Origin of the sequence: Streptomyces mirabilis, assembly GCF_018310535.1 — a bacterium.
Lineage (GTDB): Bacteria > Actinomycetota > Actinomycetes > Streptomycetales > Streptomycetaceae > Streptomyces.
Map to the genome: position 1 here is coordinate 3,172,368 of NZ_CP074102.1, position 17,920 is coordinate 3,190,287.

Sequence of the window (17,920 nt, forward strand, 5' to 3'; positions counted from 1 at the left end):
TCCCGCGCCGACCGCTGGGACCTGTCGTTCGGATCAGGCCTGGGCCGCGGGGTCTGGCACGCACACCAGCACTGATCGAGCCCCGTCTCCTGAAACGACCTGATCCAAACGACAGGCCCTATCCGGCCAGCTGCGCGATCACCTGCACCACGGCCGCCGTCGACGCCAGCCCCGCCACGGCCGCGGCGGCGGTCTCCAGGCGCATCCGCAGCCGGCCGAGCCGCGCCGGGTCCGCCTGACCCGATCTCTCGATCTCCCCCTGCACCACGGCCAGTTCGCCGTCGAGCCCGGTCGTGTCGTCGGTCTCCGCGAGCAGCCGCAGATGCTCACGCAATGTGCGGACGGCCTCCAGGAGCGCCACGGTCGTCTCGTCGGCGCCGGCCGCGGGCGGCGCCTCGTGATAGTTCGCGGTGCCGTGGTCGCCGAAGTTCACCGCACTGCGCGTGATCCGGTCGACCCGCCCGCCCGAGCCCTCAGTCATCCCTGTTCCCCTCGTTGTACGACGCGCCCCCACTGCCCATGGAGACGGCGCTCTTGCTGATCCGGCCCACCGCGGTGCCACCGCTCATCTGCCCGATGAACTGGCCGCCCGCGGCCACGTTGAAGATGTTCTGCTCGAAGCTGCCCGTCTCGCAGCCGCTGCGCCGCAGCGCCTCACGCACCCCGCTCGCGATGCGGTCCTCGACCGTCTTGATGTAACGACTGACGTCCATCTCCTGGAACAGCGACAGCCGGTCGGTGCTGCCCATCTCCCGCACGGACACCAACGGGGCGTCCGGTGGGGCCTGTTCGGGCCGGGCCAGCCAGGTGCGCAGGCACTGGGCGAGAGTGCGCAGCATGGAGAACCCGGCCACCACACCCGTCGACGGGGCGGACAGCACCGTCCGCAGCACCTCGCGCCCCGTCGCGCCTTCGCCGGAGGCCGCGATGAAGTCGACGCGCCGGTACTCCTCGAAGATCGGCCCCAGCACGTGCGGTACGACTTCCAGGACCAGCATCCCGCCCTGCGTGTGGACGCGGACCAGCACCGAGACCACGACCTGCTCGTCCCAGGCACCGACCCTGACGCGCAGGAAGTGACGGCGCGCCTCGCCGCCCTCGTCCACCGCCCCGTCCAGGTGCAGCCGGGCCGACGACGGCTCGTACACACCCTGGTTGCGGCCCACGCCGTACGGCAGGTAGACGAACTCCTCGACCTCCAGGTCCTTGAGCCGGTCCCGGCTGGTGCGCGCGGCGGACTCCCGCAGCGCCTCCAGCTTCGGTACGACCAGATCGAGGATCTGCCGGTTGGTCAACTGCACCGGCGGCCGGTGCCCGTTCGCCGAACCGTCGCCTGTCTGCTCGGGCAGCTTGCCGTTCAGACCGTCGAACGGCTTCTTGGCGGGGGTGATCTCCATCGCGAACGACCAGGGCTCGTACGGCTTTCCCGCACCGACGAACGGCCGGTGGGCGTCGTAGAGCGCCACGGACGCGTGCTGCTCCCAGGTGACGGCCCGCGCGACCCGGAGCTGACGCTCGCTGCCCATGGGCAGTGCCACGGACGTACGGGCGAAGGCGTCCCGGGAGAGTTCGACGCTCATGACCGCGGCCACCTGGGAGCGGTGGGCACCGATCACGAAGGTGAGCAGGAGCGGGAAGATCACCAGAAAGGGGTCGTGCAGCAACTGGGTGAGGGCGTAGACCCAGTAGGCGAGCTCCGCGGCGCGCGCCATGAAGGTGAGCCCCCAGGCGGTCGCCCTGCGTGGCAGACGCAGCCGGGCGGACTCGTCCCGGCTCGCGGCGTACATGCTCATGCCCCACCCGGACGCGGCCCGCGCGGACCACAGCAGAAAGCAGACGGCGGCGTAGAAGAACACCGCGAGGGCGCCGAACGCCTCCGCGAAGCCCTGGGCTCCCGCGTCCGCGACGCCGGTGGCGGCCCGGACCATCTCCACCAGGAAGAACACGATCCAGATGGCCAGCAGCCCGAGCCCGGTCAGGGCCTCCCTGCGGCGCGCCCGCAGCGCGTGCGCGAGCACGGCGACGACGTCGACACCGAGGGACGGCGCCGCGGGCCGCTCCTCGTGCCCTATGAGTTCGTCGATGACCCGTGCCCGGAACACGGTGTCCAGATGCACTCCGGCACACAACAGCCGTGTCGCCTCGCTGTGTGCGTACCGTCTCTCCGATTCCGTCACTGGGACCACCCCCGTGTGTCTCCCCCGGCCGCGCCCCAGCTCTCTTGAGCAGCCCTGCGCTCCCCTACCGGACCGTACGTCACGACGATAGCGAGAGTTACTCCCCGTGCACCCCCGCATACAGCGAGAAAGCACGTACGTTCGATGCGTACTTTCTGTACGCATGCGTCGGCCCCGCCCGGGACACTTCCCGGACGGGGCCGATGAGTTGCGAGTGACTCAGGTGAGTCGGGTACGTCAGATCAGACCGAGACCGCGGACCGCGTCGCGCTCCTCCTCGAGCTCCTTGACGGAGGCGTCGATACGGGCGCGGGAGAACTCATTGATGTCCAGGCCCTGGACGATCTCGTACTGCCCGTCCTTGGTGGTGACGGGGAAGGAGGAGATGATCCCCTCGGGCACGCCGTAGGAACCGTCCGACGGGATACCCATGGAGGTCCAGTCACCGTCGGCGGTGCCGTTGACCCAGGTGTACACGTGGTCGATGGCGGCGTTGGCGGCGGAGGCGGCGGAGGACGCGCCACGGGCCTCGATGATCGCGGCACCGCGCTTGGCGACGGTCGGGATGAAGTCCTCGGCGAGCCACTTCTCGTCGTTCACGACCTCGGCGGCGTTCTTGCCGGCGACCGTGGCGTGGAAGATGTCCGGGTACTGGGTGGCGGAGTGGTTGCCCCAGATGGTCAGGCGCTTGATGTCCGCGACCGTGGAGCCGGTCTTCTTCGCGAGCTGGGTCAGCGCACGGTTGTGGTCCAGGCGGGTCATCGCGGTGAAGCGCTCGGCCGGTACGTCCGGGGCGGCGGCCTGGGCGATGAGGGCGTTGGTGTTGGCCGGGTTGCCCACGACGAGGACCTTGATGTCGTCCGCGGCGTTGTCGTTGATGGCCTTGCCCTGCGGCTTGAAGATGCCACCGTTGGCGGAGAGCAGGTCACCGCGCTCCATGCCCTTGGTACGGGGGCGGGCGCCGACGAGCAGACCGACGTTGGTGCCGTCGAAGGCGACGTTCGGGTCGTCAGTGATGTCGATGCCCGCGAGCAGCGGGAAGGCGCAGTCGTCGAGCTCCATCGCGGTGCCCTCGGCGGCCTTCAGCGCCGGCGTGATCTCCAGGAGGCGCAGCTTGACCGGCACGTCCGCGCCGAGCAGCTGGCCGGAGGCGATGCGGAAGAGCAGGGCGTAACCGATCTGGCCGGCCGCGCCGGTGACGGTGACGTTCACGGGAGTGCGGGTCATGGCGTTCTCCGTATGACAGCAGGCGGTGGGGCGTCCCTGCCCCGGGGTGCAGGATCGTCCCCTGCGTCCACCGCAATGATCGATCAAAGGAACCGATGATCGATCTCTCGGCGTCAAGAGAGATCCGCCGTCAGGCTATCGCGCATCCAGGATCCCGGACGGCCGGGTCCCGTGTGGCCCACCCCACAACCCCCCGGCGGGGCGGCCGTCGGTCCGGGAGAGGATGACACGACGGCCGCCGTCGGGGTGACCGGCCGGGGCCGGATCCCGTGGGGGTACGGTGCGCCTGCCCCAGCGGCGCCGGAACATTCCTGGGGGCTCGGATTCGGAGGGTGGGTTCTCCGACTGCGGGTGAGCGGGGGTTGCCCGCGCAGTTCCTCGCGCCCCTGAGGCGGGGCTACGCCCCGAAATTCCGGCCGCCTGTTGTCTTTTGGCCGACGGTTGGTGGGGGCTGGGCGCGCAGTTCCCCGCGCCCCTGAGGGGCGCGGCCCGTCCGACACCTGAGGACGAGGACGGAGACCGATACCCCACCCACCCCGACCACACCGCGCCTTCAACCCGTCCGACACCTGAGGACGAGGACGGAGACCAATGCCCCGCCCACCCGGGCCAGGCCATGTCTTCAGCCCGTCCGGCGTTCGAGGACGAGGGCGTTCAGGCCGATCGGGGGGCTGGGGGCGGAGCCCCCGGGTATGAGACGGGTGGGGGCGGCGGGGGCGAGGGACCGTGTTGTGCGTGCCCACCCGCCCCAGCCAAGTTCCCCGGGCTAATTCACTTCGTGCAGCCCTTCTGGCCCGATTTCAACGTGACGCACGCCTTCGCCTCGGCGGCGTCCTTGACGGCGACCATCGGGGTGTACGCATCGGTGGCATTGTCGACGGTCCCGGTCTGCTTGGCAGCGGTACCGGCCGTCACCTGCACCGAGTCACCGATCACGGCCTGGGTGATGCGGGCCCAGGCCGCGGCACAGGTCTTGCTGTAGCGCACCTCGACGAGGGTGGTACCGACGGTGATGCTGGTGCTGGTCGTCGCCAGTTGCCCACCGCACCCCATGTTCTCCGGGTCCTTGCCCGTGCAACCGGCGCCACTGCACTTCACCCCCGCCGGCAGATCGGGATTGACCGCGGCGGACGTCGAGGGCGTCCTGGGCGCGCTCTGCGCCTTCTTGCTGTCGTCGCCCCCGGTGAAGTACACGACCGCGGCTATCACCACGAGCGCACCCACAACCCCCGCGAGGAACATCGTCAGCCGCCGCTTACGCCGCGCCGCCGCGTCCGCGGATCCCCCCACGGGCGCACCCGACCCACCGGTACCGACAGGCCCGGCCGGACCCACAGAACCGCCCGGACCCGCAGAACCCGCAGAAGCCCCCGGCCCCGCAGAACCCCCCGGTCCCGCAGCCCCCGCCGGAGTCGACGGCCCGTACCGCCCCCCGTCACCGGACGGCGTGGCGACGACCCCCCAGCCCCCGCCACGCGAGCCCCCACCGGACGAAGGTCCACCCGAAGGCCCGCCCGAAGAGGACCCGCCGTACCCGGCACCCCCGCGCGCCCCACCCCCGAGCGACGACGAAGAGCCGTACGACGAGTCCTCCACCTCCGTGGCGGACGGCTGCGGTGGCACCGTCGGCGACACCCCCGCGGGCCCGGCGATCCCGGGCGTGATGCCGGGCGTCGCGGTCGCGCTGCCGCCCTTACGGGCCTGCTTGCCGTTGCTCTTCTTCGCCGGGGGCGCCCCGAACTCCCCGAGCGCGGCGCGCGCCTGGGAGATCCGGATCGCTTCCATGGTCATGTCGTGGCGCATCTCCGAGCGGCTCCACGCACGCTCGGCCAGCTCCCACATGGTCGTCAGATGGATGGGATTGGTCCCGGTCACCTCGGCCAGGGCGACGATCGCGCCCTTGGGCGCGAGGAGCCGACCGTTGAGGTACCGCTCCCAGGACGTCTTGCTGTAGCCCGTACGGTCGGCCACCGCGGCGATGCCCAGCCCGCTCCGGTCGACCAGCCGACGCAGCTGGCTGGCGAACTCCCTGACCTGCGGATCGAGTTCATCCGGCAAGTCCCTCCAACGAGGCATTACTGCTCCCCCCTGCTTCTTTCCCCCCGTACGTGCCTGACTGTTCCCCCGCGTGTTCGGCACCCCTGCGCCGAGTCCCCCCGGCCCCCGACGGTCACCGTTCTGGCTACCCACAGGGATGCGATCGGTCAGGATCTCAGTTCCCGGGATGGGGGCGCACGGGAGCATTCGGGCCCGGGCATGCACCGTTGCACGCCCCGCGGGCTGCGGCCCATTGTCCCATCGACGTCATGGCCGCCAATCGGACCCTCGTCCTCCGCAACAGGACGTCCGGTACCGTCCCGATTGGCCACGCTAACCGGGTTGTTGGGACGGATCAGGGTAAATCCTTGAACTTGTCAAGACATCGACACAACGGGAACACAGGCGCGACCTCACCCGTCACGAGAACGCTCAGCTCACCCGAGGGTGACGGCACCCACGACGGCGGCGAGGAGGAGGACGACGGCGAGCAGGGCCGCGTAGAGGAGGAGGCGGGACGTACGGGACGCGGGGGGCCGCCGGGACGACTCCTCGTCGAGCAGGTCCCACCACGGGAGCGTGGGGTCCTCCTCGTAGCCGTCACGGCCGCGCGCGGCGGGAACGGCGTACGTGGCGGGGACGGCGGCTTCGGCGCCGGGAGCAGGTTCACCGCCGGGTACGGAGACGGGGCCGGGGACGGGACCGCCCACCGGTACTCGTACGGGCGGTACGGGCGGCACGGGCTCGCGCGGCCAGGCCCGCACCGCCAGTTCCCAGCGCACCCCGAAACGTTCGGTCTCCTCGCCCGCGACACCCGCGACCCGGCACAGGGCGACGACCGCCTGGCGGGGCGGCGGCTGGCTCGCGTTGAGGTAGCGCTGCCAGGAGGACTTGCTGTACGCGGTACGCGTGCCCAGCGCGACCAGGCTCATCCCGGTGCGGTCCTTGAGCAGCCGCAACTGCTCGACGAAGTGCCGTACCTCCGCAGGAAGCTCCTCCGGCAGCGGCTGCCAGGCACCCATCGCTCACCCACCTCCCGCAGCGCTTCCCAGGCGCTCCCGTGTCGTTCCCCGTGAGCGATTGACGACGCCGGACGGTGGACGGTTCCCGTCACGCGACGCGGACACCGTGGCGGAATGGTCACTTCCGTGCCACAGGGAACTGACGGCTGTTGAACAGGCGGTGCCTGTGCAGAAGGGTTGACCCGGGCGGTCCGGCCGCCCGGCCGCGGCCCGTCCTTACTCGGGGGAGGGGACGGGCCGCGCCCTGCTTCAGGGCATGCGCGGGGGTCTCAGCGGACGGTGAAGTGCAGCGTGTCGTCCAGGAACGGGATGACCAGCCACGGGTTGGGCTGTGCCATCAGCGAGAGCAGCACGATGGCGACGCCCAGCACTCCGTACGTGAGCATGTCCGTGAAGCGGGAGCGGACCGCGAGCATGCCCACGTCGGGCAGCATCCAGCGCATCACGGCGCCGGCCAGCAGCGCGGCGCCGATCAGGACCGTGCCGAGCCGGAACACGTCGAGGGCGGTCAGCAGCAGGCCGAGTCCGACGGACGACAGCACGGCGAGGATCGGCCACTGGCGGGCCGGGGCCGGGGCGTCGCCGCCCGCCGCCCGGCCGCCGCCCTCGGGCCGCGCGGTGTCCCGCGTGAACAGGGGGAAGCGCCGTGTGGTGCGGCGCGGCTTCCCCTCGGCGTCGGGCGCGCTCACGGCGTCGAGCGCACCCGGCTCGCCCTCGGGGCCCTCCGCCTCCCGCACACCCGCCACACCGTTCACGGACCCCGCCTTCCCCGAACCGGCCTCACCGTTCACGGACCCCGCCTTCCGCACGACGGACTCACCGTTCACGGACCCCGCCTTCCGCACGACGGACTCACCGTTCACGGACCCCGCCTTCCGCACGACGGACTCACCCTTCACCGCCCTCGCCCTCCGCACGGCCGACCCGCCGTTCGCGGACGCGTCCTCCCGTACGGCCGACTCGGCGTCGGGGTCGGTGTCGCGGGCCGCGGCGTCCTCGGGCCCGCCGTCAGCCGACACTGCGCTCCGCCGCTTCCACCACGTTGACGAGCAGCTGGGCGCGGGTCATCGGGCCCACGCCGCCGGGGTTCGGGGAGATCCACGCGGCAACCTCGGCGACGTCCGGGTGGACGTCTCCGACGATCTTGCCCTCGGCGCTGCGCGAGACACCGACGTCGAGGACGGCGGCGCCCGGCTTCACGTCCTCGGCGCGGATGAGGTGGGCGGATCCGGCCGCGGCGACGATGATGTCGGCGCGCTTCAGGTGCGCGGAGAGATCACGGGTGCCGGTGTGACACTGGGTGACCGTGGCGTTCTCGCTGCGCCGCGTCAGCAGCAGCGGCATCGGACGCCCGATGGTCACCCCGCGGCCGACGACCACGACCTCGGCGCCCTTGATCTCCACGCCGTAGCGGCGCAGCAGGGTGAGGACGCCGTTGGGGGTGCACGGCAGCGGGGCCGGCTCGTTGAGGACCAGCCGCCCGAGGTTCATCGGGTGCAGGCCGTCGGCGTCCTTGTCCGGGTCCATCAGTTCGAGGATGCGGTTCTCGTCGATGCCCTTGGGGAGCGGGAGCTGGACGATGTAGCCGGTGCAGGTGGGGTCTTCGTTGAGTTCGCGCACCACCGCCTCGATCTCCTCCTGCGTGGCGGTCGCGGGCAGTTCACGCTGGATGGAAGCGATACCGACCTGGGCGCAGTCGCGGTGCTTGCCCGCGACGTACTTCTGGCTGCCGGGGTCGTCGCCGACCAGGACGGTCCCCAGGCCGGGCGTGACGCCCTTCTCCTTGAGGGCCGCCACGCGGGCGGTCAGATCGGACTTGATCGCGGCTGCGGTGGCCTTGCCATCGAGAATCTGGGCGGTCATGGCCCCATCCTCGCGGATGACCCGCTCCCGGTTCCAATCCGGGCGCTCCTTTCCCTCCGCCACCAGCCGCGATCAGCCGTGATCAGCGATGTTGCGCTTGCACAACACCTGCACAACACAATCGGAAGGGCCCTGGACAAATAAGTAAGGCATTTAGAACGATGAACATCACAGTGCCGCGGACAGTACCGGGGGGACGGACCGCTCTGTAGAACTCTCCTCCGCACCTTGCCGCGCGTCCCCGCACCAGGCAACGGAGGAAAACCCGCCATGAGTTTCGGCGACCCGAACAACCCCTACGGTCCCCCGCAGGGCCAGCCGGCCGGCTACCCGCCCCAGGGCCAGCCCGGCTACGGCTACCCCCAGGGCGCCCCGCAGCAGCCCGGTTACGGCTACCCGCAGGCCCCGCAGCTCGGCCAGCAGCCGTACGGCGGCTACCCCGGCGGCCCGATGGAGATGCCCGGCACGGTCAAGGCCGCGCGCGTGATGCTGTTCGTCATCGGCGGTCTCCAGGTGCTCGGCGCCATCCTGATCGCGATCTCGGCGCTCGCCGTCTCCGCCGCGAAGAACAACGCGGACCTCAAGAACGACGTCCAGTTCCAGCAGCTCGCGGACTACTCGGCCGGTGTCCTGTGGGGCATCACGGTCGCGGTCCTGGCGTGGGGCGTCTTCGCGATCTGGCTCGGCGTCAAGTGCGCGAACGGCGGCAGCGGCGTCCGCATCGCCGCACTGGTGTTCGGCATCCTCACCGCGGTCCTCGGTATCTACCCGTTCATCGTCATCGGACTGGTGCACACCGTGCTCGCCATCCTCATCGCGGTGTTCGTCGGCAAGGCGGACGGCGCCGCCTGGTTCGACCGTCCGAAGTACTCGGTCTGAGGCCACCGGCGGCACGGCCGCCACGAGGCCGACTTCCAGGCCGACTTCCAGGCCGACTTCCGGCCATGTGAGGTAGAGGCCGTTGGCTGGGCGACCTGGGCGGTGCGGCCCCACCGGCGTACCCCTAGGGGTACAGAGAGCGCAAAGAAGTGCGGCGGTGGCTTCCGGCCCTCCCCCGAGGGGGCCGGAAGCCACCGCCGCGCACGTGCGCCAGGGCTCAGCCGCAGTTACCGGTGATCCACTGGTGGGACCGCACCTTGTACGTACCGGCGAGGTTGCCGCCCTGCTGCTGCCGGGTGCAGCCGATCCGGCTGTTGTAGTTGGTGTTCGCGTAGAAGGCGACACCGCTGTACGAGCCGGTGCCGGCGTTCCACACCGACTTCACGTTCGTCGTGGCGGCCCAGGAACACTTGATGGCGCCGCTCTGCCAATCGGGGTCGGCGACGCTCCACGAGCACTTGCTGCCGGTGAAGTTGAAGCCGGTCCAGAAGCAGACGTCACCCGACGCGCAGTCCACGGCGGCGGCCGAGGCGGGCGCCGCCGACGCGGAGGCGGGCAGGGCCAGCGTCGTGGCGGCCGCCGCGCTGACGGCGAGGGTCGCGAGCAGCGGGGAGAGGCGGCGCGGACGACGTACGGAAAGGTTCATGGGTCTGTTTCTCCTTGCGATGCGGCTGCTGGTGATCGGACAGCCAGAAGGTGGCAACGCGTGTCCCGGCCGGGCAAGGAGACCGGGCGGGCTGGGACGCCGGGACGGCCGGACGCCCGCTACTTGGCGCGTTCTCTAACCCTTGGGACGGCCGTGGGACGGCTACTGTGTCCAGCCATTGCAACGTCTGACCAGCGTGCCGTAAGTGCCAGGGGGGAACAGCGATGCCCGCGTGCCCGGAAACCGAACGGTTCGCCGCGTTGTTGCGTTCGCTGAAGAACCGGTCAGGTCTGAGTTACGAGGCCCTCGCCAAGAGGACCGGCACCGCCGGGTCCACACTGCACCGCTACTGCCGCGGCACTTCGGTGCCCCAGGACTACGGAAGCGTGCACCGGTTCGCCACCGCCTGCGGCGCGACCCCGGACGAACTGCGGACGCTGCACCGGCAGTGGGCCCTGGCCGACGCCGCCCGGACGGAGACAGGGACGGGGACGGGGACAGAGTCGGAGGCGGAGGCGGAGGCGGAGACGGGGACGGAGGCCGCAGGGGACGCGGTGGATCCCGCAGATGCCGTTGTCGCCACTGATCTCGTGGACGGTGACGACGGTGACAGTGACGGTGACAAGGAGTCGGCGGCGGTGGAGGTCGGGCCCGTTCCGCCGGCCCGTCAGGGCCGTTTCCGTCTTGACCAGTTCCGGCAGGGGCGGTTCCGCGTCGTCGTGATCGGGGCCGTGGTCCTGACGCTCGGTGTCTCCGCCTGGGCCCTGACGACCGATCACCCGTCATCCGGCAGCGGCGGCGGCTCCGCGGCGGACGGCCGTCTGCTCTTCTCGGCCGCCTGTCAGCCCGTGGTGGCCATGGGCCAGCACGACGCGTGCGTGGGCGAGGTACAACGGCTGCTGCACGCCAAGGGCGCGGACATCGACGTCGACTCGGACTTCGGCCCGCAGACGTTGCGCCGGGTCACCGCCTTCCAGGTGTTCACCGGTCTCCAGCCCAACGGAGTCGTCGGGGACGCCACCAAGAAGGCGCTCTACACCTCGAACGTACGCATGACCGTCTGGCCGCCGGCGAAGGTACGGGCGCACATCCGCGCGGTCTTCACCGACGCACCCGACGCGGCGGTCGCCATCGCGGACTGCCAGTCGTTCCTCGACCCGCTGCACATCCTGCCCAACACCAACGGCACCCGTAACTGGGGTCTGTTCCAGATCTCCGACCTGCGCCTGCGCGAGCTGGGCGGGACCCCACGTCAGGCGCTGGACCCGGAGTGGAACATCAGGGCGGCCCAACGCCTGTGGAGCAAGAAGCGCGACTTCCACGACTGGCCGAACTGCGAACGCGCGGTCAAGGGCGCCGCCACCACCGCGCCCGCACGGTAGCGGCGGCCCACCGGAACCCCGGTGGACCGCCGCGCACGCACCGACCCGCCGCGGATCAGTGGAAGAAGTGCCGCGTCCCCGTGAAGTACATGGTGATGCCCGCCTTCTTCGCGGCCTCGACCACCAGCTCGTCACGGACCGAACCGCCGGGCTGGACCACGGCCCTGACGCCCGCCTCGGCGAGGATCTCCAGACCGTCCGGGAACGGGAAGAACGCGTCCGAGGCCGCGTACGACCCGCGGGCCCGCTCGGCGCCCGCCCGCTCGACCGCGAGCTTCGCGGAGTCGACGCGGTTGACCTGGCCCATGCCGACGCCGACCGAGGCGCCGTCCTTGGCGAGCAGGATCGCGTTGGACTTCACCGCGCGGCAGGCCCGCCAGGCGAAGGCCAGCTCGTCGAGCTCGCCCTCGTTCAGGGCGTCGCCGGTCGCCAGGGTCCAGCTCGCCGGGTTGTCGCCGTCGGCCTGGAGGCGGTCGGTGACCTGGAGCAGCGCGCCGCCGTCGATCGGCTTGAGCTCGGCCGGGTTCGCGGGCGCACGGTGGGCGCGCAGCACGCGGATGTTCTTCTTCTTGGTGAGGGCTTCGAGGGCGCCGTCCTCGTACTCGGGCGCCACGATGACCTCGGTGAAGATCTCGGCGACCTGCTCCGCCATCTCCTTCGTCACCGGCCGGTTGACCGCGATCACCCCGCCGAACGCGGACAGCGGGTCACAGGCGTGCGCCTTGCGGTGCGCCTCGGCGACGTTCGAGGCGATCGCGATGCCGCACGGGTTGGCGTGCTTGATGATCGCGACGCAGGGGTCCTCGTGGTCGTACGCGGCACGGCGCGCGGCGTCCGTGTCCGTGTAGTTGTTGTACGACATCTCCTTGCCGTGCAGCTGCTCGGCCTCCGCGAGACCGCCGGTGCCCGAGGTGTAGAGGGCGGCGGGCTGGTGCGGGTTCTCGCCGTAGCGGAGAGTGTGCGCGCGCTCCCAGGTGGCGCCGAGGAAGTCGGGGAACCGGGAGGCGTCGACGGGGGCGTACTCGGAGGCGAACCAGGAGGCGACGGCGACGTCGTACGCGGCCGTGTGCTGGAAGGCCTCGGCCGCGAGCCGCTTGCGGGTCTTGAGGTCGAAGCCGCCGGTCTTCACGGCGGCGAGGACGTCGCCGTACCGGTCGGGGCTGGTGACGACGGCCACGGACGGGTGGTTCTTGGCGGCGGCTCGGACCATCGAAGGCCCGCCGATGTCGATCTGCTCGACGCACTCGTCGGGCGTCGCGCCCGAGGCGACGGTCTCGCGGAAGGGGTAGAGGTTGACGACGACGAGGTCGAACGGCTTGACGCCCAGCTCTTCCAGCTGCCGCTGGTGGTCGGGCAGACGCAGGTCGGCGAGGATGCCGGCGTGGACCTTGGGGTGCAGGGTCTTGACGCGGCCGTCGAGGCACTCGGGGAAGCCGGTCAGGTCCTCGACCTTGACGACGGGGACCCCGGCCGCGGCGATCTTGGCGGCGGTGGAGCCGGTGGAGACGAGCTCGACACCGGCCTCGTGGAGCCCGCGGGCAAGCTCTTCGAGCCCGGTCTTGTCGTAGACGCTGACGAGCGCGCGCCGGATGACCCGCTTGGTGCCCTCGGTGCTCTCGGCCGTGACTGTGCTGTCGGCGGTCACTGGATAACTACCTTTCGTCCCTCAATGCGATAGCCGTTGCGGGCGAGCCGCCCCACGACATCGACGAGCAGTCTTCGCTCGACTTCCTTGATGCGCTCGTGCAGAGCGCTCTCGTCGTCCTCGTCCCGGACCTCCACCACGCCCTGAGCGATGATCGGTCCGGTGTCGACGCCGTCGTCGACGAAGTGGACGGTGCAGCCGGTGACCTTCGCGCCGTACGCGAGCGCGTCGCGTACGCCGTGGGCCCCCGGGAAACTCGGCAGCAGGGCGGGATGCGTGTTGACGAACCGCCCACCGAACCGGGCGAGGAATTCCTTCCCCACGATCTTCATGAACCCCGCGGAGACCACCAGGTCGGGCTCGTGGTCGGAGACGGCCTCGGCGAGCGCGTGGTCCCACTCGTCCCGGGTGTCGTAGTCCTTGACGCGGCGGACGAAGGCGGGGATCCCGGCCCGCTCGGCCCGGGCGAGCCCTTCGATGCCGTCACGGTCGGCGCCCACGGCCACGATCTCGGCCCCGTAGGCCTCCGGCCCGCCCGCGGCGATGCCGTCGAGCAGTGCCTGCAGATTCGTGCCTGATCCGGAGACCAGCACGACGAGGCGCTTGGTCTTGGCCACGACGGGGCCCTTTCTCGGGGGAGCGTTTGTACGGTCGTACGAATGCTTCGCGCCCCTGGATACGGGGAAGTCTACGAAGCGGCCGACCGTCAGCAACGATACCGGCACACCGGGCGGCCCCCACGGGACGGGGGCGTGGCCGGAAGGTAGCGTCTGCGGTGGATCCTCCCGGGAACACCGTTCAGCACGGGGAACGCCCTGTGCGCTTGGGACGTTGACCTGGGACGGGTAGAACGTTCGGGGTACGAGCCCCGGGGGCGAACGTCCGGGGCGAGGGCCTCGGACGGAAAACCCGGGGCAGGGACTCCACGGATCGGTACCCGGGGTGCGAATCCCGGGTCCTGATCCTGGAAACGAACGCCCGGGGCGCGAGCCCCGGGCAGGACGCTCGGGGTGCGCGTCGCGAGCACGATGCCGTGTGGACACGCCGCCCGCCAGAACCACCAAGGGGAAGACGCACACCTGATGCCGGACCGCAGTCTCCGACTCCCTCCGCTCCTGCTGCGCGAGCGGCGCCCTTCGCCTACCCCGCCGCGGGAGAGCGGGGACACGCCCGCGGGGGCGAACGGTTCCGCGGGCGGACGCGGCCCGGACACAGACTCCGGCTCCGGCTCCGGCTCCGGCTCCGGCTCCGAGGACAATCCCTTCGCTCCGCCGCCGGAGGGCACGCCCGACCGCCCCTGGCAGCCTCGACGTCCCGCGTCCGGCCAGAGCCCGAACGAGAACGACGGTTCCGCCCCCGGACAGTCCCCTTGGGGCAGTCAGTGGAGCGACCGGCAGCCTGGGCGTTCGTCCGGCGGCGGTTTCGGCGACCGTCCCGGGGCTCCGCAGGGTCAGGGCGGCCCGGAAGGTCCCGGCGGTGGGCCGGGCGCCGGAATGCGCTGGGACCCGACGGACCCCGCCCAGCGCCGCGCGCGCTACGCGCTGCTCTCCGGAATGTGGGCGTTCTTCTTCGCCCTGTTCAGCTGGCCGTACGTGGCACTGCTGCTCGGTGCGCTCGCCCTGTACTGGGGCGGCAGTGCCCTGCGCGCCAAGCCCCGCACGCCGGACCCGGACACCCCGGCCCCCGAAGCGAACACCCGCCCCCAGACGACCGCCGCGGTGAGCGGCCTCGTCACCGCGTCCCTGGCCATCGTCATGGTCGCCGCGACCTTCACCGCGCAGCTCGTGTACAGCGACTACTACTCCTGCACGAACGACGCCCTCACCAACGCCGCCAAACAGTCCTGCAACGACCTCCTCCCGAAGGACCTGAGGGGCGTCTTGGGAACGCACAGCTAGCTCGAATTGGGAACGCACAGCTAGCTCGAACGCGCCCCCGTCAGGGGCGCGGGAAACTGCGCGCCCAGCCCCCACCATCCGCGGCAAACGCCACCACAGCCCAGGGGCGCAGCCCCGGACGGGGTCTGGGGCTGCGCCCCAGAGGACGGGAATGGGTAGGGGCGGCGGGGGCGAGGAAACCGAGGGCTCCTCACTCACCCTGTTCAGGCGGCGCCGCCAAGGACGTCGCCTCCCCACCATCGGAGGGCAACAAGTCGTACGGCTCCAAGCTCGGATCCGAAGCCGGCCCGGAGGCCGGGGCAGGGGCAAGGACAGGGGCAGGGACAGGGGCCGAAGTCGCCCCCACCGACGGAGTCACCCCCACCTGACCTCCGTCCCCCCGCGACCGCCCCGCCCAGAACCCCCACGAGAACCACAACCGGCACGACCCCCACGAGAACCACGAGGGCCGAGAGAGCCACGTAGGCCAAGAAACCCCCCGCCGCCGAAGCTTCCACCCCCACAACCCCACCCCCACGGGAACCCCCACCCCCACCGTCCAAACCACCACCGCTCCCCCCACCTGCCACCACACCGGCCCGAAGTGAGCCAACGCCGCCACCCCCAACGGCCCACCCGCCACCCCGGCAAGCACCGCCATCACCAGCCCGCACATCACGGCCGCGACCCCCACCCCCACCACGACCCGCCCCCACGACCAGGCCTCACGCCCCTCCCCCGGCGCCCCCGCGGTCACCAGGAACCACGCCACCGTCACCCCCGCCGCCACCGGCACCCCCATCCCCACCTCACTCCACACCGCCCCCGACACCGGCACCGGCACCGGCACCGGCACCGCCGCCAGCAGCGGAAACGCCGGCAGCAACGGCCCCGGCCCCGCCGCGGACAACGGCCCCACGACATGCCCGGCCCCCAGCACGAACCCGGGCCCGAGCCCGTACGCGGCCCCCCACACCGCCGCGTTCGGCACGAGCGCCAGACAGAGCAGCAGTACCGCGAACCGCCCCGACCACACCTCGGTGAGCTGCGCGAACGAGTCCCGGGCGGGTTCGCCGTGCCACACCAGCGACGCCGCCACCAAGAGCGAGCCACCCCCGACGAGCACCGCCGCCCCGGCCCCGGCCGCCCGCGCCGAGGCCGCGAAGAATTCGGGCGAGCAACGGCGTCGACCGGCGGGCACCACGGCGAGCAACCGCCGGACCCGCGCGGGCACGGGGAAGTCGGCGCGACCGTACGCCGCCCACACCCCCACGGCCGCCGCACTCCCGGCGAGCAACGGCAGGCATCCGGCGGTCCACACCCACGACGGCCGCAACTCCCCGCCCGAGCAGTACAGCGCGGCCGCAAGTCCGACCGTCAGATAGCCCCCGACGACCCCCGTCCACACCGTGCCCGGCTCCGCCCCGGCCTCGGCGTCCGCCACACCGCGCGCCGCCCGGTACAGCAGCCACACGGGCAGGACGACCAGCAGCAGCGGTGTCACACCCACCGGCATCGGCAGGCCGGACAGGGTCTCGGTGCGGATCAGCTCCACGCCGTGCGCGAGCAGCCACAACGCGGCGGCCACGTGCAGCGATCCACTCGGCCCGCTGTCCGGATAGGGCGAGCTGATCCACAGCATCATGACGAGGACGGCGAACGAGCCGAGTCCGAGCCCCGCCGCGAGGGCGCCACCCAGGAGGCTGGCGCCCAGTCCGGGTGAACGGTGACGCATCCGGGTGAGCAGGGGCGACAACGACAGTCTGCGGGCGGTCATTTGGGTCACGTCCGCCATGCTCCCAACGACACGCGCTTTCTCCTCGTAACAGGCGAACCTTGGATGTGTCGCTCAATATGCAGCTATGTACCTTTTCGTACTAAGGGGCACCCTATGGGGTCCGACATGACACGCACCCCTGAGACCCCGCTGCCCTCCCCCAAGGAGCGCCGCCGCCTGCGCGAGGCCCAGTCGCTGAGCCAGGCCGACATCGCGGCCGCGGTGGGCGTCACCCGTGCGACGGTGCACTCGTGGGAGAACGGCCGTACGACGCCGAGCGGCAGTAGACGGGACGCGTACGCACGGCTGCTGACGGGCACTGAGGAGGTGACCACCCATCAGGAGAACCCGGCTCCCGCGCTCGTCGGCGCCGCCACCGGCCCCGTACAAGCGTCCCCCGACCACGCCGAAACCACCCCCGAGCCGCCCTCCGAAACCCCACCCGCCTCCGAACTCGCGCTCGAACCCAAACCGGAACTCGCCCCCGAAGCCGAACTCGAACCCCTTTCGGCTCCCCTGACGCCCGATCAGGCCTTCGACGCCCTCTACGCGTTCTGCGCCCCCGCCCTCGTACGGCAGACCTACCTGCTCACCGGGCGGCGTGAACTGGCCCGCGAGTCGGTGGAGCGCGCCTTCCAGCTGGCCTGGCACCGCTGGCCCGAGGTGGCCATGGACCGCGATCCGGCGGGGTGGGTGCGGGCGACGGCGCACGAGTTCGCGCTCTCGCCCTGGCACAGACTGCGCCCCCGGCACCGCGACCCGGAGCCGCCGCCCACCGCCCCCGCGGACCGCGCGCTGCTCGACGTACTCCTGCAGCTGCCGCCCGTGTACCGGCGGACCCTGCTGCTCTACGACGGGGTCGGGCTCGATCTGCCGGAGACCGCGGCCGAGACGGAGGCGAGCACGCCCGCGGCGGCCAACCGGCTGCTGCACGCGCGCGAGGCCGTGGCCAAGCGGCTGCCGGAGCTGGCGGAGCCGAAGGAGCTGCACCGGCGACTCGCCGAGGTCGCCTCCGCCGAGCGGCTGCGCGCCGCGAAGCCCACCACGGTCCGCTGGGGCGGAGAGCAGCGCGCCCGGCACTGGACCCGCGCCGCCATCGCCTTCACGGTCGTCCTCATCGGCGCCACGACGCTGACGCTCCGTACGGCCCCGGACCACTACGAACCGCCGCTGGCGCCCGGCGCCACGGTGCTCGGGGTGCCGCCCCGGGTCGCGCCCGGGCCGCTGTCCGCGGAGGAGCTGGCCCTGCGCGCCAAGCTCAAGGGGGAGACGGCCAGCGGGCCGGAGCGCCTGGTTCCGGAACCAGGCTGAGCTGGTTCCGGGACCAGGCCGAGCGGGGTACGACGACGGGCTGTGCCAGGTACGACGACGGGCTCGCACCCCCGTGG

At 71.6% G+C, this 17,920-nt stretch carries 15 protein-coding genes; 4 read left to right on the forward strand and 11 right to left on the reverse strand.

Going from position 1 to position 17,920, the window contains the following annotated elements; genetic code table 11:
- Positions 1-118: 118 nt before the first annotated feature.
- The 7 genes from SMIR_RS13885 to SMIR_RS13915 all read right to left on the reverse strand — a co-directional run bounded on the left by SMIR_RS13885 (position 119) and on the right by SMIR_RS13915 (position 8,326).
- On the reverse strand, positions 119-481 hold the full coding sequence (locus tag SMIR_RS13885; protein WP_212727057.1) for a hypothetical protein: 363 nt from the start codon (positions 479-481) through the stop codon (positions 119-121).
- Positions 474-2,117, reverse strand: coding sequence for an AbeC-like domain-containing protein (locus SMIR_RS13890; RefSeq protein ID WP_212727058.1), 1,644 nt, complete (start codon positions 2,115-2,117; stop codon positions 474-476). The genes SMIR_RS13885 and SMIR_RS13890 overlap by 8 nt, the downstream gene beginning before the upstream one ends.
- A 297-nt stretch (positions 2,118-2,414) precedes the next feature.
- Positions 2,415-3,404: a malate dehydrogenase gene (locus SMIR_RS13895; RefSeq protein WP_212727059.1), complete on the reverse strand. Its 990-nt coding sequence runs from the start codon at positions 3,402-3,404 to the stop codon at positions 2,415-2,417.
- A gap of 771 nt (positions 3,405-4,175) precedes the next feature.
- Complete coding sequence (locus tag SMIR_RS13900) at positions 4,176-5,480, reverse strand: XRE family transcriptional regulator (RefSeq protein ID WP_212727060.1); 1,305 nt, start codon at positions 5,478-5,480, stop codon at positions 4,176-4,178.
- A 398-nt stretch (positions 5,481-5,878) separates the two neighbouring features.
- A complete protein-coding gene (locus SMIR_RS13905; RefSeq protein ID WP_168494784.1) occupies positions 5,879-6,463 on the reverse strand; it encodes a helix-turn-helix domain-containing protein in 585 nt (194 codons plus the stop codon).
- Between the two features lie 269 nt (positions 6,464-6,732).
- Positions 6,733-7,218 (reverse strand): DUF3017 domain-containing protein, encoded by a 486-nt coding sequence (locus SMIR_RS13910; protein ID WP_422664516.1) that lies wholly within the window; start codon positions 7,216-7,218, stop codon positions 6,733-6,735.
- A gap of 253 nt (positions 7,219-7,471) precedes the next feature.
- The gene (locus tag SMIR_RS13915) at positions 7,472-8,326 is read right to left on the reverse strand and encodes a bifunctional methylenetetrahydrofolate dehydrogenase/methenyltetrahydrofolate cyclohydrolase (RefSeq protein WP_054233749.1); all 855 of its coding nucleotides are present in this window, start codon (positions 8,324-8,326) and stop codon (positions 7,472-7,474) included.
- Between the two features lie 270 nt (positions 8,327-8,596).
- Between SMIR_RS13915 and SMIR_RS13920 the strand changes: the two genes are divergently transcribed.
- Positions 8,597-9,205 carry a proline-rich domain-containing protein gene (locus SMIR_RS13920; RefSeq protein ID WP_168494782.1) on the forward strand — a complete coding sequence of 203 codons (609 nt, stop codon included), beginning with the start codon at positions 8,597-8,599 and terminating at the stop codon, positions 9,203-9,205.
- Between the two features lie 217 nt (positions 9,206-9,422).
- Here the strand turns inward: SMIR_RS13920 and SMIR_RS13925 are convergent, their stop codons facing one another.
- Positions 9,423-9,851 carry a peptidase inhibitor family I36 protein gene (locus SMIR_RS13925; protein ID WP_168494780.1) on the reverse strand — a complete coding sequence of 143 codons (429 nt, stop codon included), beginning with the start codon at positions 9,849-9,851 and terminating at the stop codon, positions 9,423-9,425.
- A gap of 224 nt (positions 9,852-10,075) precedes the next feature.
- Between SMIR_RS13925 and SMIR_RS13930 the strand changes: the two genes are divergently transcribed.
- Entirely contained in the window at positions 10,076-11,233 is a 1,158-nt protein-coding gene (locus tag SMIR_RS13930; RefSeq protein WP_168494778.1) for a helix-turn-helix domain-containing protein, read from the forward strand.
- A gap of 55 nt (positions 11,234-11,288) precedes the next feature.
- On the opposite strand, the gene purH is transcribed toward SMIR_RS13930, so the two are convergent.
- Positions 11,289-12,878, reverse strand: coding sequence for a bifunctional phosphoribosylaminoimidazolecarboxamide formyltransferase/IMP cyclohydrolase (gene purH / locus SMIR_RS13935; RefSeq protein WP_168494776.1), 1,590 nt, complete (start codon positions 12,876-12,878; stop codon positions 11,289-11,291).
- On the reverse strand, positions 12,875-13,495 hold the full coding sequence (purN, locus tag SMIR_RS13940) for a phosphoribosylglycinamide formyltransferase (protein WP_101400198.1): 621 nt from the start codon (positions 13,493-13,495) through the stop codon (positions 12,875-12,877). The genes purH and purN overlap by 4 nt, the downstream gene beginning before the upstream one ends.
- Positions 13,496-13,960: 465 nt before the next feature.
- Between purN and SMIR_RS13945 the strand changes: the two genes are divergently transcribed.
- Positions 13,961-14,776 (forward strand): hypothetical protein, encoded by an 816-nt coding sequence (locus SMIR_RS13945; protein WP_212727061.1) that lies wholly within the window; start codon positions 13,961-13,963, stop codon positions 14,774-14,776.
- Positions 14,777-14,966: 190 nt separating this feature from the next.
- On the opposite strand, the gene SMIR_RS13950 is transcribed toward SMIR_RS13945, so the two are convergent.
- A complete protein-coding gene (locus tag SMIR_RS13950) occupies positions 14,967-16,550 on the reverse strand; it encodes a cell division protein PerM (protein WP_249938424.1) in 1,584 nt (527 codons plus the stop codon).
- Between the two features lie 108 nt (positions 16,551-16,658).
- Here SMIR_RS13950 and SMIR_RS13955 point away from each other — a divergent pair, with 108 nt between their 5' ends.
- Positions 16,659-17,843, forward strand: a complete 1,185-nt coding sequence (locus SMIR_RS13955; RefSeq protein ID WP_168494769.1) for a helix-turn-helix domain-containing protein — start codon at positions 16,659-16,661, stop codon at positions 17,841-17,843.
- Positions 17,844-17,920 lie beyond the last annotated feature (77 nt).

Coding starts and splice junctions, on each gene's coding strand:
- SMIR_RS13885 (WP_212727057.1), bottom strand. CDS start 481: ATGACTGAGGGCTCGGGCGGGCGGGTCGACCGGATCACGCGCAGTGCG.
- SMIR_RS13895 (WP_212727059.1), bottom strand. CDS start 3,404: ATGACCCGCACTCCCGTGAACGTCACCGTCACCGGCGCGGCCGGCCAG.
- SMIR_RS13900 (WP_212727060.1), bottom strand. CDS start 5,480: ATGCCTCGTTGGAGGGACTTGCCGGATGAACTCGATCCGCAGGTCAGG.
- SMIR_RS13905 (WP_168494784.1), bottom strand. CDS start 6,463: ATGGGTGCCTGGCAGCCGCTGCCGGAGGAGCTTCCTGCGGAGGTACGG.
- SMIR_RS13915 (WP_054233749.1), bottom strand. CDS start 8,326: ATGACCGCCCAGATTCTCGATGGCAAGGCCACCGCAGCCGCGATCAAG.
- SMIR_RS13920 (WP_168494782.1), top strand. CDS start 8,597: ATGAGTTTCGGCGACCCGAACAACCCCTACGGTCCCCCGCAGGGCCAG.
- SMIR_RS13925 (WP_168494780.1), bottom strand. CDS start 9,851: ATGAACCTTTCCGTACGTCGTCCGCGCCGCCTCTCCCCGCTGCTCGCG.
- SMIR_RS13930 (WP_168494778.1), top strand. CDS start 10,076: ATGCCCGCGTGCCCGGAAACCGAACGGTTCGCCGCGTTGTTGCGTTCG.
- SMIR_RS13945 (WP_212727061.1), top strand. CDS start 13,961: ATGCCGGACCGCAGTCTCCGACTCCCTCCGCTCCTGCTGCGCGAGCGG.
- SMIR_RS13950 (WP_249938424.1), bottom strand. CDS start 16,550: ATGGCGGACGTGACCCAAATGACCGCCCGCAGACTGTCGTTGTCGCCC.
- SMIR_RS13955 (WP_168494769.1), top strand. CDS start 16,659: ATGACACGCACCCCTGAGACCCCGCTGCCCTCCCCCAAGGAGCGCCGC.